The organism is Mycobacterium sp. 852013-50091_SCH5140682 (assembly GCF_001665685.1).
In the GTDB taxonomy this organism is placed as follows: domain Bacteria; phylum Actinomycetota; class Actinomycetes; order Mycobacteriales; family Mycobacteriaceae; genus Mycobacterium.
In genome coordinates this window covers 1-14,526 of the sequence record NZ_LZTB01000016.1, presented here as the reverse complement: position 1 = coordinate 14,526, position 14,526 = coordinate 1, and the positions used below count along the sequence as shown (strand labels likewise).

The 14,526-nt window shown below is 67.8% G+C and carries 16 protein-coding genes and 1 pseudogene; 6 read left to right on the top strand and 11 right to left on the bottom strand.

Annotation, left to right across the window (positions count from 1 at the left end):
- Positions 1 to 175: 175 nt before the first annotated feature.
- A complete protein-coding gene (locus A5784_RS06280; RefSeq protein WP_064943451.1) occupies positions 176 to 2,248 on the bottom strand; it encodes a heavy metal translocating P-type ATPase in 2,073 nt (690 codons plus the stop codon).
- Positions 2,249 to 2,317: 69 nt separating this feature from the next.
- On the opposite strand from A5784_RS06280, the gene A5784_RS06275 reads away from it, so the two are divergent.
- A complete protein-coding gene (locus A5784_RS06275; RefSeq protein ID WP_064943398.1) occupies positions 2,318 to 3,136 on the top strand; it encodes a PaaI family thioesterase in 819 nt (272 codons plus the stop codon).
- Here the strand turns inward: A5784_RS06275 and A5784_RS06270 are convergent.
- From A5784_RS06270 to A5784_RS06260, 3 genes are read right to left on the bottom strand one after another with little or no spacing between them, the layout of a single operon-like run.
- Positions 3,133 to 3,960, bottom strand: coding sequence for an MBL fold metallo-hydrolase (locus tag A5784_RS06270; RefSeq protein WP_064943396.1), 828 nt, complete (start codon positions 3,958 to 3,960; stop codon positions 3,133 to 3,135). The two genes, A5784_RS06275 and A5784_RS06270, sit on opposite strands and share 4 nt — an antisense overlap.
- A 45-nt stretch (positions 3,961 to 4,005) precedes the next feature.
- Entirely contained in the window at positions 4,006 to 4,905 is a 900-nt protein-coding gene (locus A5784_RS06265; RefSeq protein ID WP_197514651.1) for a DNA-3-methyladenine glycosylase family protein, read from the bottom strand.
- 9 nt (positions 4,906 to 4,914) lie between these two features.
- Positions 4,915 to 5,274: a DUF427 domain-containing protein gene (locus tag A5784_RS06260; protein ID WP_064943394.1), complete on the bottom strand. Its 360-nt coding sequence runs from the start codon at positions 5,272 to 5,274 to the stop codon at positions 4,915 to 4,917.
- 125 nt (positions 5,275 to 5,399) lie between these two features.
- On the opposite strand from A5784_RS06260, the gene A5784_RS06255 reads away from it, so the two are divergent.
- Both A5784_RS06255 and A5784_RS06250 read left to right on the top strand, forming a co-directional pair.
- Positions 5,400 to 6,377, top strand: coding sequence for an aldo/keto reductase (locus A5784_RS06255; RefSeq protein WP_064943392.1), 978 nt, complete (start codon positions 5,400 to 5,402; stop codon positions 6,375 to 6,377).
- 14 nt (positions 6,378 to 6,391) lie between these two features.
- The gene (locus A5784_RS06250; protein WP_064943391.1) at positions 6,392 to 6,859 is read left to right on the top strand and encodes an SRPBCC family protein; all 468 of its coding nucleotides are present in this window, start codon (positions 6,392 to 6,394) and stop codon (positions 6,857 to 6,859) included.
- A gap of 4 nt (positions 6,860 to 6,863) precedes the next feature.
- Here A5784_RS06250 and A5784_RS06245 read toward each other — a convergent pair whose 3' ends face one another.
- Positions 6,864 to 8,249, bottom strand: coding sequence for an NAD(P)/FAD-dependent oxidoreductase (locus A5784_RS06245; RefSeq protein WP_064943389.1), 1,386 nt, complete (start codon positions 8,247 to 8,249; stop codon positions 6,864 to 6,866).
- A 174-nt stretch (positions 8,250 to 8,423) separates the two neighbouring features.
- On the opposite strand from A5784_RS06245, the gene A5784_RS06240 reads away from it, so the two are divergent.
- Positions 8,424 to 8,633 carry a hypothetical protein gene (locus A5784_RS06240; RefSeq protein ID WP_064943388.1) on the top strand — a complete coding sequence of 70 codons (210 nt, stop codon included), beginning with the start codon at positions 8,424 to 8,426 and terminating at the stop codon, positions 8,631 to 8,633.
- Between the two features lie 2 nt (positions 8,634 to 8,635).
- Here A5784_RS06240 and A5784_RS06235 read toward each other — a convergent pair whose 3' ends face one another.
- The 4 genes from A5784_RS06235 to A5784_RS06220 all read right to left on the bottom strand — a co-directional run bounded on the left by A5784_RS06235 (position 8,636) and on the right by A5784_RS06220 (position 11,474).
- The gene (locus A5784_RS06235) at positions 8,636 to 9,454 is read right to left on the bottom strand and encodes a class I SAM-dependent methyltransferase (protein WP_064943386.1); all 819 of its coding nucleotides are present in this window, start codon (positions 9,452 to 9,454) and stop codon (positions 8,636 to 8,638) included.
- Between the two features lie 64 nt (positions 9,455 to 9,518).
- Complete coding sequence (locus tag A5784_RS06230; RefSeq protein WP_064943384.1) at positions 9,519 to 10,544, bottom strand: NAD-dependent epimerase/dehydratase family protein; 1,026 nt, start codon at positions 10,542 to 10,544, stop codon at positions 9,519 to 9,521.
- A complete protein-coding gene (locus A5784_RS06225; protein WP_064943382.1) occupies positions 10,541 to 11,053 on the bottom strand; it encodes a nuclear transport factor 2 family protein in 513 nt (170 codons plus the stop codon). The genes A5784_RS06230 and A5784_RS06225 overlap by 4 nt, the downstream gene beginning before the upstream one ends.
- Before the next feature lie 19 nt (positions 11,054 to 11,072).
- Positions 11,073 to 11,474, bottom strand: a complete 402-nt coding sequence (locus tag A5784_RS06220) for a hypothetical protein (protein ID WP_064943380.1) — start codon at positions 11,472 to 11,474, stop codon at positions 11,073 to 11,075.
- Between the two features lie 70 nt (positions 11,475 to 11,544).
- Here A5784_RS06220 and msrA point away from each other — a divergent pair, with 70 nt between their 5' ends.
- A complete protein-coding gene (msrA, locus tag A5784_RS06215) occupies positions 11,545 to 12,060 on the top strand; it encodes a peptide-methionine (S)-S-oxide reductase MsrA (protein ID WP_064943378.1) in 516 nt (171 codons plus the stop codon).
- Positions 12,061 to 12,063: 3 nt separating this feature from the next.
- On the opposite strand, the gene A5784_RS06210 is transcribed toward msrA, so the two are convergent.
- Complete coding sequence (locus A5784_RS06210; protein WP_064943376.1) at positions 12,064 to 13,407, bottom strand: cytochrome P450; 1,344 nt, start codon at positions 13,405 to 13,407, stop codon at positions 12,064 to 12,066.
- Between the two features lie 90 nt (positions 13,408 to 13,497).
- Here A5784_RS06210 and A5784_RS06205 point away from each other — a divergent pair, with 90 nt between their 5' ends.
- The gene (locus tag A5784_RS06205) at positions 13,498 to 14,130 is read left to right on the top strand and encodes a TetR/AcrR family transcriptional regulator (protein WP_064943374.1); all 633 of its coding nucleotides are present in this window, start codon (positions 13,498 to 13,500) and stop codon (positions 14,128 to 14,130) included.
- Here the strand turns inward: A5784_RS06205 and A5784_RS06200 are convergent.
- Positions 14,107 to 14,412: pseudogene (locus A5784_RS06200) on the bottom strand (TetR/AcrR family transcriptional regulator); the annotation flags it as partial. The gene A5784_RS06205 and the pseudogene A5784_RS06200 overlap by 24 nt on opposite strands.
- Positions 14,413 to 14,526 lie beyond the last annotated feature (114 nt).

Sequence of the window (14,526 nt, the reverse complement as noted above, 5' to 3'; positions counted from 1 at the left end):
GGTTCTTTCGAAATACGTTGCACACCTTGCGATTTCGAGTACCTGTCAAATCGCTGTGAACGGCGCACCCCGTTCACCCCGAGTCAACGCCCCCGGAGGCCTATTTGCTACACAGACTTAACGCAGGCGTTATACAGCCGTTATAAGGCGCTATCCGGTTTGCAGGAAAGCCTAGTCAGATTCTTAGAGTTTGCTCGTGAGACGTTTTGACGGCGGTTTCGGGCCGCAGATCGAGCTTACGCAGCAGCTGCGCGTTGAGCGCGACCACCACCGTGGACGCCGACATCAGGATCGCTCCGACCGACATCGGCATCACGAAACCGATCGGCGCCAGCACGCCGGCCGCCAACGGAACCGCTATCAGGTTGTAACCCGCTGCCCACCAGAGGTTTTGCCGCATTTTCCGGTAGGACTGGCGGGACAGCTCGATCACCGATAACACCGAGCGCGGATCCGAGCTGGCGAGGATCACCCCGGCCGACGCGATCGCCACGTCGGTGCCTGCGCCGATCGCGATTCCGACATCGGCCTGCGCCAGCGCGGGCGCGTCGTTGACGCCGTCGCCGACCATCGCGACCGGATGGCCCTCACGCTGCAGTTCGGCCACCTTGGCGGCCTTGTCCTGCGGCCGCACCCCGGCGTAGACGCGATCGATACCGAGATCGGCCGCGACCGCTGCGGCCACGGATTCCGCGTCACCGGTGATCATCACGACGGTTATGCCCTGCTCCCGCAAGGCATCGACGGTCTGGCGAGATTCCGGTCGCACCTCGTCGGCCAGCCCCAGTGCACCGACCACGTTTCCGTCGACCAGTACGTGCAGCACGGTGGCGCCGTGCCAGTGAGCCGTCTGCCCGAGGGCGGCGTGTTCCAGGCCCTCCTGCTCCAGCAGCCGCGGGCCGCCGACCTGCACGTGCCTGCCGTCGACCGTCGCGCTGACCCCGACCGCGGGCGACGAACTGAATGCGCTCGCCGCAGGCACCGACAGCTCACGACGCTGCGCGGCCGCCACGATGGCCCTGGCCAGCGGATGTTCAGAGCCGGATTCGGCCGCCGCGGCCAGGGTCAGCAGTTCGTTCTCGGTCACGCCCGATGCCGACACCGCGGTCACCGCGGGCTCCCCGCGCGTCAAGGTTCCGGTCTTGTCGAAAAGCACCGCACCGACCGTGCGCATGGTCTCCAGCGCCAGCCGATCCTTCACCAACACCCCACCGCGCGCCGCACGCTCGGTGGCGATGGCCACCACCAGCGGGATCGCCAGGCCAAGTGCGTGCGGGCAGGCGATGACCAGCACGGTGATGGTGCGCACCACGGCCTGGTCGGGTTCGCCCAGCAAGGTCCACACGATCGCGGTCAGCACGCCGGCCCCCAGCGCGAACCAGAACAACCATCCCGCGGCCTTGTCGGCCAGCCGTTGGGCCCGCGACGACGAGTTCATCGCGTCGTCGACGAGCCGCTGGATACCGGCGAGCGCGGTGTCGTCGCCCACTGCCGTCACGCGGATCCGCAACCCGGAATCGGTGGCGACCGTGCCGCCGATGACGTCGTCGCCCACGCCCCGGCGTACCGGACGCGATTCGCCGGTCACCATGGATTCGTCCATATCGGCCGCGCCGTCGACGATCTGGCCGTCCACGGGCACGCTGCCGCCGGGCCGGACCAGCACCACGTCGCCCACGCGCAGCGCGTCGGGGGTGACCGTGACGACGCGCTCGGGGTCGCCCTCGACGCGTTCGGCTTCGTCGGGCAGCAGGGCAGCCAGTGAATCCAGTGCGGACGTGGTCTGGGCGAGCGATCGCATCTCGATCCAGTGCCCAAGCAGCATGATGACGATCAGCAGCGCCAGCTCCCACCAAAAATCCAGCTGGTGGTGGACCAGCCCGAGGCTGGCGCCCCATGAGGCGACGAACGCGACCGTGATCGCCAGGCCGATGAGCAGCATCATCCCCGGGGCCCGGGAACGGATCTCGCTGACGGCGCCGGTGAGGAACGGCCGCCCGCCCCACAGGTACATCACAGTGCCGAGCACCGGCGACACCCAGCCGACGCCGGGCGCGTCCGGTATCGAGTAGCCCAGCAGCATCGCGAACATCGGCGACAGCACCACCGTCGGTACCGCCAGGGCCAGCATGGTCCAGAACAGTCTGCGGAACTGGGCGACGTGATCGCCGTGGCCGCCGTGTCCACCGTGGCCGCCGTGCCCGGAATGGCTGTGCTGTGCGTGATCGGTCATATCCATGCCCGTCATGTCCATACGCACCACCATATACCCCCAGGGGGTATATGGCCACGGGTGTCGGCGTAACTGTTGTTCGCAATGCGATATCCGCCGAATACCCCGCTGGGCCGCTTCCAGATCGAAACGCTGGAAGAAGGCACCGACCGCTGCGTGGCCTCCATTCCGATCGCAGGTCTGGTGAACCCGCTGACCGGGGCACAGACCCTCGGTCCGCTGGCCATGCTGGTGGACCACATCGGCGGCCTGGCCAATCACCTGCGCCGCAATCCCGGTGAATGGACGGTCACCAGCGAGTTGGCCATCGAGTTCACCGGCACCGCGTCAACCGTCGTCGCGCGTGCGGCCGAGCAGCCGGTGACGGCGTCGGCGCGGCCGTTCGGCCCCAAAGGCCCGACCTCGATGAGCATCTGCGAACTCACCTGCGGCCGCGTCCCGGTGGCCACCGCGACCGTGCGGTCGTTTCACATCCGTGCGCCCGAACATCTCGAGCGGTGGCCGACGAGCTCCGATGCCACCGAGACAGCCGACGTGCCGCCGACACTGGCCGCACGTCTGGCGGTCGATGTCGCCGAAGGCGGCGGCGTCAAGGCGCTGCGACAGCGGCAGGACCCGGCGCTGAACAATTTGATCGGCATCGTGCACGGCGGGATCTCGGCGACCGCCTTGGAATTGGTGGCCTCCGCAGCCGTCAACGACGGCCGCACGCAGCGTCCACTGCAGACCGCCTCGCTGCGGGTCAACTATCTGCGCCAGTTTCTGGCCGGCGGCGAATCCCGTTATGAGGCAACCGCTTTGCGCGTGGGGCGCAGTAGCGGCGTGGCCGACGCGAAGGCCGTCGGCGCCGACGGACACGTGGCGCTGCTGGCCCGGCTCACGGCGTACCCGGGCATCGACTAGGTGAGGTGGTCGAATTCCCCGCTGACCCAGCGGATGTGGGTTTCGGCAGACCGGTGCACGACATCTTTGGCAGCGCTGTCGATCTCGTCGCCGCCGAGGGTGTAGAGCCGGTCGTACTCGTAGGCGTCCAGACGCGTCACGATGCGCTGCACCACTGCCGCCGACAACGGGATGTGCTTGGGAAAGCTGCGCTGGAATGACACCCAGTCGCGCGCCAACCCGCCGCTGATCGTGTCGCCCGCCAGCAGCGTGCCGTCCGCGGTCACCGCCACCGAGCTCCCCCGCATGTGCCCTCCGACGTGCACCAGGCGCACACCAGGTACCGGCGCGACCTCGTCGCGCCACAGCTCGATCAGCAGGTCCTGCTGCGGAAGCCATTCCTGGTCAAGGGCGTTCACGTACACCGGCACCCGGTCGAAGGCCCGGCTCCAGCTCAGCTGGGCGCCGAACATGTGTGGGTGACTGGCCGCGATCGCCGCGACGCCGCCAAGCCTGCGCACCAGTTCAACGACGTCGTCATCGAGATAGCTCGGCGCGTCCCACAACAGATTGCCGTGTGCGGTCTGCACCAGGAACGACCGGTGCCCGATCGCGAACCGAGGCACCCGGCGCAGGCTGTGCACACCGCGGCCGTGGTCGGCGTACTCGGTGTGATGAGGCTGTGCGGCAAGAGCTTCCAGTGTCGTCCAGGTCCCGTGCGGCGGCAGGTCTCCGCGCTCCTCGATCGAGACCACCTCTGAGGTGAGCACGCAGCTGTTCTCCGGCGGGCGGGCATCGGAATGCGGATGTTCGACACCGCATCCGGTGCATATCCAGGTAGGCATGGCTCCAGGCTGACACCTCAACCAACCTTGAGGTCAACTGTCGGACTACAGCGCCCGCAGATTCGGTATGGCCTGCCGGGCGCCGCGGCGCGGATTGACCGCCAGCCCACTGGCTTCCAGCAATCGCACCGCCCGCTGTCGGTGCGGCCGTAGCGGTTCCAGCAACTCGACCATGGCGGCGTCGTCGATCGGGGTACCCAGCAGGCTCAGGCCCACCACCTTGGCCAGGTGGTAGTCCCCGACCGAGATCGCATCGGCGTCGCCGTACACGCGTTGCACGGTCTCGGCGGCCGTCCACTCACCCACCCCGGGCAGGGAGCGCAGGCCGGCCATCGCGCGATCCGCCGTGAGCCGTTCTAGCGCGTCGGCGCGCTGGGCGCACCCGACGATGGTCCGGGCTCGGCCCGGATCCACGTTGGCGCGGTGAAACTCCCACGACGGGATGTGTCGCCACACCTCGGCACTGGGCGGCACCCGCATCCCGTTGGGCGCGGGGCCCGGCGCCGGGGCGCCGTACCTTCTCAACAGTGCGCGCCACGCCCGCCAGGCGTCCATGCCGGAGACCCGCTGCTCGATGATCGCCGGGATCAGCGCCTCGAGCACCCGCCCGGTGCGGCCCAACCGCAGATGGGGCGTACGCCGATAGGCCTCGGCGATGGTCGGCTCGACGGGGTCGAAGTCGCTGTCGTCGTCGGCGGCGCCGAGCAGTTCGGGCAGCCCGTCGAGGAACTCGGTAGCCCCGTCGCCCCAGGCTTCGCACTCGACGGTGTCGGGCGCGGTCTTGAGGATCCGCGCGGTCACCGGGCCGGTGCGCATGAGACTCGTGCGCCAGATAGCCCCGTCGGCGGCGGTGCGGTAACACGGGTCCACGCCGCCGCGGCGCAGCGGAGCCAGCGTCAGGCCAGGACTCGCCGGGCCGTCGAACACCACACTGGCGGTCGCCACCCGACCAGGTTATGCACCGACGCTGACATCCGCCTTGTCGGTGTAGAAAGCCACCCGCCCGGTGATCTCGGCGACCGCGGGATAGGCGTCCTCGTAGGTCCAGACCGCGTCGTCGACGCCGGCGACGTGGTAGTAGTTCGCCTCGCCCTTGAAGGGGCAGTATGTCGTGGTCTCGCTGCGGGTCAGCGGCGCCACGACGTCGGCGAGGGGGATGTACTGGACCGCAGGGTACGTCGACTCCTGCAGGGTCAACGCGTCATCGGTCTGGGCGACCACCTCGCCGTTGATCCGGACGGTGACGCGCCGCCCGGTTGGTTCGATGGTGATGGGATGTGCCGCCGTCGGTTGCAGCACCGGTCGGTCTGTCATAGGGATCACAACGCGCGCCTGCGGGCGTCGAATTCCCCGGCTGCCGGGTTGCGATACAACCTGGCAGAGGCCCGCATGCGGCGCGTTGACTCGACACCGAGTAATCGAGGAAAGGCAAGGTAGGCATGAAGCACGCGAAACTCGGCGATCTCGACGTGGCACGGATCGGCCTGGGCACCATGGGCATGTCGTTCGCCTACGGCAGCGCGGGGCGCGACGACGACGAGTCCATCCGGACCATTCACCGGGCCATCGACCTTGGTGTCACGTTGATCGACACCGCCGAGGTGTACGGCCCGTACGTCAACGAAGAGCTGGTCGGGCGGGCGCTGACCGGGCGGCGCGACAAAGTGGTGCTGGCGACCAAGTTCGGCATGATCTCCCACACCGGCCGCGACGGCCTGGACAGCAGCCCGGCCAGCATCCGCACAGCGGTGGAAGGATCGCTGAGCCGGCTGGGCACCGACCATATCGACCTCTACTACCAGCACCGGCTCGACCCCGGCACGCCCATCGAGGACACCATCGGGGCCGTCGCCGAGCTGATCACCGAGGGCAAGGTCCGGCACATCGGCCTGTCCGAGGTCGGCGTCGCGGCCATCCGCCGGGCCCACGCCGTACACCCGATCACCGCGCTGCAGTCGGAGTATTCGCTGTGGACGCGTGATCCCGAGGACGGCATCCTGCAGACGCTGCGCGAACTGGGCATCGGCTTCGTGGCCTATTCACCGTTGGGCCGCGGCTTTCTCACCGGGCAGATCCGGTCCGTCGCCGACTTGGCCGATGACGACACCCGGCGCGACAACCCCCGGTTCAGTGCCGAGAACTTCGAGCAGAACCTGGCCCTCGCAGACCAGGTGCGGGCGATCGCCGAGCAGGCCGGCGCCACCCCGGGCCAGGTCGCGCTGGCCTGGCTGCTCGCCCAAGGCAGTGACATCGTCCCGATTCCCGGCACCAAACGTGTTGCGCGACTGGAAGAGAACGTCGCGGCCGACACCGTCGCACTGACTGCCGAGCAACTGGCCACGCTCGACGAGCTGACCCCACCGGCCGGGGACCATCACACCGAGGCGCAGATGCAGATGATCGATCGCACCCGCTGACTACGATCGGGCCCATGACAGCTTCCGCGCCTGCCTGCGTGACTGCTTCCGTGTCGATCGCCGCCGCTCCCGCAGCGGTGTACGCACTGATCACCGACCTGCCGACACTGGCGTCGCTCGCCGAGGAGGCGCACGCGATGCAGTGGAAGAAGGGCGATTCGGCCACACCGGGTGCGGTGTTCGTCGGCCAGAACCGCAACGGGTCACGCACATGGACCACCACCTGCACGGTCACCGCCGCCGACCCCGGCAGGACGTTCGCGTTCGACGTGAAGTCGCTGATGTTCCCGGTGGCGCACTGGCGCTACGACATCGCCGCGACCGACACCGGATGCACCGTCACCGAATCCACGTGGGACCAGCGTGCCGGATGGTTCAAGTTCGTCGGAGGGCTGGCCACTGGGGTTACCGACCGAGACAGCACCAACACCGAACACATCAAGCGGACGCTGGAGCGGCTCAAGGCGCGCGCCGAAGGGTGACCGCTCAGTGCGGCTTGCCGGTGATGCCGTCGGCGACCCGCGCGATCGGGGATGTCGACGCCCGGCCGCCTGCCTCGTGCCGGTCGGCCAGTTTGTAGGCGATGTAGAGGCCGCGCACGCCGAGCCAGCGCAGCGGTTCCGGTTCCCAGGTGCGGGATTGGTGCCCGACCCACGGCAGCGCGGTGTTCGGGGTGTCATGGCCGAGCACCAGATCGGCCAGCGTGCGGCCCGCCAGATTGGTCGCGGTCACCCCGTGTCCGACATAGCCACCGGCCCAACCCAATCCGGTGGTGCGATCCAGCGCAAGTCCGGCTTGCCAGTCACGGGGCACGGCCAGCACCCCGCACCAGCCGTGAGCGATCGGGATGTCGCTGACCTGCGGCAGGATCGAGTGCAGCACCTCGGTCAGCTGCCGGATGGTCTTGGCGGGCACCCGGCCGTCCTTGTCGGTGCGCGACGCGTAGCGGTACGGCACGCTGCGGCCGCCGATGGCGATGCGGTCGTCGACGGTGCGCTGCGCATAGAAGAATCCGTGCGCGGCGTCACCGACGGTTTCGCGTGCCTCCCAACCGATCTCGTTCCAACGGTCGGCAGGGATCGGCTCGGTGGCGATCATCGAACTGTTCATCGGCAGCCACAGTCGGCGCAGACCGGGCAGTCCAGGCGTGAACCCTTCGGTGGTGCGCAGCACGATGGGAGCACGCACGGTTCCGGTCGCGGTGACGGCCTTACCCGCGACGATGTCGGTGACCGGGGACTGCTCGTAGATGGTGACGCCCAGCCGTTCGACCGTATCGGCCAGACCGCGTGCCAGCCGGGCCGGTTGGATGCGCGCACAATGCGGTGTGTGGTACGCCGATACCAGGCCGGCGAACCGGATTCGTTGGGCAGCTTGTTCTTTGGACAGCTCGGTGACGTCGTTGCCCCACCGGCGTTCCTCGGCGGCGGACCCGGCCAGGCGGGCGGCCTGCGCGGGGTTGCGGGCGATCTCCAAGGTTCCGCCCTTGACGGCGCCCGCGTCGATGCCTTCCCGCTCGGCGACGCCGATGACCTCGTCGACGGCGTCGTTGAGCGCCCGCTGCCAGGCCAGGACTTGTTCGCGGCCATGGGTTTTCGCCATTTTGTGCCGGTCGCCGGGGGCCAGGCCCGAAAGCCATCCGCCGTTGCGGCCCGAAGCGCCGAACCCGGCGAACCGCGCCTCCAGGACCGTGATCCGCAGGGTGGGGTCGGCCTGCTTCAGGTAGTAGGCCGTCCACAACCCGGTGTAGCCGGCCCCGACGATGCAGACGTCGGCGTCCCGGTCACCGCCGATCGCGGGCCGGTACGCCGGCAGTCTGTCGAACCAATGGGAAACACGGCCGTTCACCGGACTGGAGATCGCGTTGGGCATCGCCAGATTCTGCCAGGACTTGGCGTCGCGCCGGGCCCCTGAATTCGGGGGAACATCGTTGTTTCTGCCATTCGCCGATCAATTTCTGCCACCGGAATTATCCCTCTGACCACTGTGTTTGGACAGGCAGACCGGCACGGATCACCCGGAGCCGATGCAACGAGGGAGATAGAGATGAAGAAGTTCGGAATCGCCGTCATCACCGCAGGCGCACTGGGCACCGGCCTGCTGGGCCTGGCCGCCCAAGCGCAGGCCGCCGTCCCCGCCGCAGCGTCGTCGACGATCATCTCGACCGGTGTCGATCACCTGGGCTGGCTGGATCAGATCCAGCCGAAGGTGAATGTCCCCAGCGTCGACAACACGGTGCGCCACAGCGGCCGCTGAGCTCAGAATGCGTAGCGGTGGTACTGGGCCATGTACCGCAATACGGGCAGCGTCCCCATCGCCTTCACGGTCCACCGGTAGTACCAGACCACATGGTCGAAGGAGTCGTCGTCGAACGGTGACACCCAGGCCAACAACCGGGTACCGGGCACGGCGTCGAGGATGTCCTGGGGTTTGTTGATCCCCCAGTGCAAGTGGGCTCCGGCTCGGCGCACGACGGCGTTGGTCCAATCCCCTTTGATACCCCACCGGTTGAAGGCGTCGAATTGCAGCTCGCCGGAATCGAACCGGTCCACCACTCTGCGCAGCAGGGCGATCCCGTCCTGCTCGGTGAGGTACATGGTGAGCCCCTCGGCGATCACCAGGGTGGGCCGTCCGGTCGGAATGTCTTGCAACCAGGTGGGATCCGTCACCGAAGCGGGGATGACGTGGTAATGCTCGGCGGCCGGGTACAGCTGGGTGCGCAACCGGGCGACGTCGGGGTAGTCGATGTCGTACCAGTCGACACCCGGCCCGGGAGCCAGCCGGAAGAACCGGCTGTCCAGCCCGCAGCCCAGGTGCAGCACGACGGCGTCGGGATGCACTGCCAGGAATTGGCTGGCCCACCGGTCGAAGTGTGCGCTGCGGGTGGTCACTGCGGGCGATTTTGTCGCCGTGATGGTGGTCTGGCTCCAGTCATAGTCGATGCGGTCGACGATGTCCCTGGCCCAGGTGTCGTGCAGGATCGAGTTGGGCAGGTCGGCGTCGAGCGCCTTGGCGTAGAACGTCGCGAGCATGGTCTGCGGCGCGCCGCGCAGGTCGACCTTGAGCTTTTCGGTCATGCTTGCCAGGCTAGCGCGGTAATACGGTTGCAGCACAAGCCTTTAACGCCTACCGGCGTGGCGTTCAGCCCTGCTTCGCGGCCCGCCTGGCCGCTCGCACGCCCACCCAGAACTGAGCCGCCTCTCGCACGGAATCCTCGACCGGCCCTGGGTGCCAACCCAATTCACGCTCGGCCTTGCTGTGGTCGACGGGAGCTTCGGAACGCATCAGCCGCAACGATGCCAGCGACATCTGCTCCTCGGTGCCCTTGAGTCTGCCTTTGATGGTGCCGATCGTGGCCAGCGCGTACGTGAGCGGCAACGGGATGGTTTTCGCCGGCGGCGCCACACCGGCGGCGTCCGCGGCGATGCGGACGACCTCGGCGTTGCTGATCATCTTCGCCGAGATGAGGTAACGCTCGGCAACGCGGCCTTTCTCCGCTGCCAGGATCAGAGCCCGCGCGGCGTCGTTGACACCGACGGCTTCCAATTCGATGCCGCTCATCACGAACGGCAGCTTGCCGAACGCGGCGCCCGCGATGATGGAGCCGTGCGGGGTGCGGCCCCAGTCGCGGCCGCCGTAGGTGGTGGAGACGCACATCGCGACGGCGGGCAGCCCGCGCTCGCGGGCGTACTGCAGCACCAGGTTCTCGGCCTGCACACGGGACCGCACATACGGGGTGAGGCGCTTGATCTGGTTCGATCCGATGACGTCGGCTTCGGTCGACCGCCGCCCGCGCCGGCGGTGCACGGTGGCGTAGCTGCTGGTGAAGACGAAACGTCGTAACCCAGAGGCGATTTCGGGCTCAACGGCGATGTCGAGCACGTTGCGGGTGCCCTCGACGTTGGTGCGGAACAGCGGCGCCGGGTCGCGCAGCCAGCCGCGGGTGTCGACGACGCAGTAATAGACGACGTCGGCACCGGTCATCGCCGCGCGCAGCACATCGTTGTCCCAGATGTCGCCGAGAAACCGGGTGACGTCGAGATCGTCGATACCGATCGTGTTGGCACCGGGCCGCACCATCACCCGGACGTCTTCGCCTGCCTCGACGAGTTGGCGGGTGACGTGCGAGCCCAGGTACCCGTTCGCGCCGATGACCAGAGCCGTCATGCCTGCCGTCCCATCTTCTCCATCCGCTGCATCCACTGCGCGGCCTCGTCGGGCAGTGTGCCGAGTTCGGCGGCTTTCCGGCACCACTTCATAGAGGCGGACACGAACCGCAGCGGGTTGTAGATGTCCTCTTGGCGGGACCACATCCCGTCGCCGGCGTAGGTGATGATCGAGATGTTGGTGGCGCTGATGATGGTGCCGTCGCCCGGGTCGACCATCGGGTTGTCCAGCTCGCAGATGATCCGCCCGGTCGACTCGTCGATCACGTGCCAGAGCGCCGGGAACGCAGTCATGTGGCTGCCCGGGAAGCTCGTCATGGTCTTCCAGATCCAGGACCGCACTTCGTCGCGGCCCTTCATGGTGCCTGCGGCGTGCTCGATGTACACGACGTCGGGTGTGTAGTGCTCCACCCAGACGTCCCAGTCCTTGGTGGCGGCGGCGCGGTCCACGGTTTTCTCGAAGGTCGCGAACGCCGCGGCCAGCTCCTCGCGGCTGAACGTCTTGCTCACCCAAGAACTAGAACACGTTCTACCATTCGACGGCAAGCACCTTCCGGTCCCCCAGCGGCGCGGACAGCGGCACGTCCACCGTCCCGCGGACCGCCAGCGCTATACACATTCGTCCCACCGACTCCGGTGGCGTGCCGCCACGCAGATCCACGGTGACGGTCTGGTCGGTCTCTTGCGCGGTGACGTGCACACCGAAGCAGTCGGGGGTGCCCGCGGTGAAATTCACCGCGAGGCCCTCACCGTTGCGCGTCCAGGACTCGATGCGAGTGACATGCGGGGCGACGATGGCCGGGTTGTCGACGAAGACCGTGCGCGCCGCGTCCGGCGTCATCTCCGGCACCGCCGTCGGCTCCGCGGCGGCCCGCCCGGCTCCGGCCGTCAGGAGTAAACCGGCCAGAGCTGCGGTTACAGCTATGCGCATGGGTTCCACCGTAGCGTCGGAGCACAATGGGACCCACCGGCCGACAGACGCTATCGAAGGAGCGAGCGCAATGAGCAACTACTCCACGGCAATTCTCGCGGGAGGCTGCTTCTGGGGCATGCAGGATCTCATCCGCAAGCAGCCGGGCGTGGTGTCGACACGGGTGGGCTACACCGGTGGGCGCAACGATCACCCCACGTACCGCAACCATCCCGGCCACGCCGAAGCCGTCGAGATCGTCTACGACCCCGCCAAGACCGACTACCGGGCGCTGCTGGAGTTCTTCTTCCAGATTCACGATCCGAGCACCAAGGACCGGCAGGGCAACGACGTCGGCACCAGCTACCGGTCGGCGATCTTCTACCTCGACGACGAGCAGAAGCGTGTCGCATTGGACACCATCGCCGACGTGGATGCGTCGGGGCTGTGGCCGGGCAAGGTCGTCACCGAGGTCACGCCTGCCGTCGACTTCTGGGAGGCCGAGCCCGAACACCAGGATTACCTGCAGCACTTCCCCAACGGCTACACCTGCCACTTCCCCCGGCCGGGCTGGAAGCTGCCCAAGCGGCAGACCGCCAGCCAGTAACCGCTACTGCCCCAGCGGGGTGGCGCGCCGGTGCATGACGACCCGGCCGCCCGACTTCGGCGTATAGGCCACCCCGCGCGAGTGCACCTTCTCGCCGGGTGCGGTCGTGGTGTCGATGACGAAGTGCCGCAACACAGTTCGCAGCACGACATCCATCTCGACGTTGGCGAACGCCGCACCCACGCAACGCCGGGTGCCCCCGCCGAACGGGATCCAGCCCAGACCGGGGCGGCTGCCGAGGAAACGCTGCGGGTCGAACCGCTCCGGGTCGGGGAACTCTTCGGGCCGTTCCTGGATCGCGGCGAGCGCGACGATCACCGAGTAGCCCTGCGGGATCACCCAGTCGCCGAGTTCGAAGGCGGGCGCGTAGACGTGGCGGCCCGCGAAATCGATCACCGTGCGGACGCGCTGGATCTCCAGGATGGTCGCTTGGCGGTACTCGTTGCCGTCGGTCGCGGCCTCGGCGACCAGTTGCGCGAGCACCTCGGGGTGGCGGCGGATGCGTTCGAACGCCCACCCGAGCGTGGACGCCGTGGTTTCGTGGCCCGCCGCCAGCAGCGTCAGCAGCTCGTCGCCGATGTCCTTGCGGGACATGGCCGAACCGTCCTCGTAGGTGCTGCGCAGCAGCAGCGCGAGGATATCGTCGCGGTCCTCGAAGTCCGGATCGGATTCGATGCGCTCGATCAGCTGGTCGATCACCGCGTCGTACTCACTGCGGTATCTGGCGAGCCGCGCCCATGGGCTGAACCGGCCGTAGTCTCGCGTCGGGTTGGGCAGCACGGCGAGCCGTGACCCGAGGGTCACCCAGGGCGGGATGATGCGCCGCAGCTCGTCGAGCTGTTCGCCGTCGGCACCGAACACAGCCCGCAGGATGGCGTTGAGGGTGATGCGCATCATCGGTTCGAGGGTTTCGAACTCCTTACCCTCGGGCCAGTTCGCCGCCTCGCGCAGGGTCTCTTCTTCGAAGATGGCCTCGTAGTTGCGGATGCTCTTGCCGTGGAACGGCGGGGTCAGAAGCTTGCGGCGACGCCGGTGATCGGTGCCGTCGAGGGCGAAGACCGAGCCCGAGCCGAGGATGCGGCTCAGGTTGGGCTGGACGTTGCCGACGTCCTCGGTGTTGGCCTGGAACAGCTGCTTGGCCAGCTGCGGTTCGGCGACGATGACCGTGCGGCCGAACATCGGTAACCGCAGGGTGAAGATGTCGCCGTAGCGCCGGGAGATCCGTTTGACCATCCACCGTCGGGCGAGGGCATACCCGGCGCCCTGCAGCACGACGGGGATTCGGGGGCCGGGCGGAATGCGCGCCTCGGTGATTTCGGGTTGTACGACGGTCACTGTTTCGGTCATGCCATCTCCAGCCACATGTTGGTACTGCCGTGTACCACTAACGTGTGTAGTACGGTACTCGCAGGTACCAAGAGACGCAAGGGTGGTGACATGACTGCTGCACTCGCGGGTTCCGGATCTCCCGCCGGTACGGACGCCTTCCGGCTGCGACTGCTCGACGGGCTCGCGGCAGCCATCACCGACAAGGGCTATCGCGAAACCACGGTGGCCGATGTCGTCCGGCACGCCCGCACCTCCAAGCGCACCTTCTACGACCAGTTCTCCAGCAAGGAAGCGTGTTTCATCGAGTTGCTGCGGCTCAACAACGCGCGGCTGGTCGGCGAGATCCGCACCGCCGTCGATGCCGACGCGCCCTGGCAGGACCAGATCGCCCAAGCCGTCGGCGCCTATGTCGACCACATCGAATCCGCCCCCGCAGTCACCTTGAGCTGGATCCGGGAACTGCCTGCGCTCGGCGCCGAAGCCCGCCCGTTGCAGCGCGAAGCCATGCGTGAACTCACCGATCTGCTCATCGATCTCAGTGCGAACGCGGGCTTCCGGCACGCCGAACTGCCGGAGCTGACCCGCCCGATGGCGATCATCCTGCTGGGCGGGCTGCGTGAGCTGACCGCGATGATCGTCGAGGACGGCCGCGAAATCCGCGAGATCTACGGTCCGGCCGTGGCCGCGTCACAGGCCATCCTCGGACCGCGCGCCGATTCAGCCGAGCATCAGCCGCGCTGATTTCTCCAGTCGCCGCGCGATCGCCGGGTAGGCCTCGTAGCCCATGCCGGCCCGCACGAGCGCCCCGGAGTAGAGCAACTCCAGCGAGTCGATGACATCGGGATCGGTGTCCTGGCCCAGCGCGGCGGCCAACCGCCCACGGATGTCAGCGCCGATGCGCTGCCGCAGGACCTCGACATCGGGATCCCTGCCGAGCAGCGCATTGGTCACCGCACCGGCGAACTCGGGCTCGTCGGCCACCAGCGACGCGATGTGCTGCAGCACTTCCACGACCCTGGTCGCGGGATCCGGTGAGGTGTGCGCTGCGGGTGGAGCGCCGGCGACGGCCTACACCTACTTCTCGTCCAAGGAACACCTTGTCGCCGAGGTGTTCTGGCGCTGTCTCTTATACACATC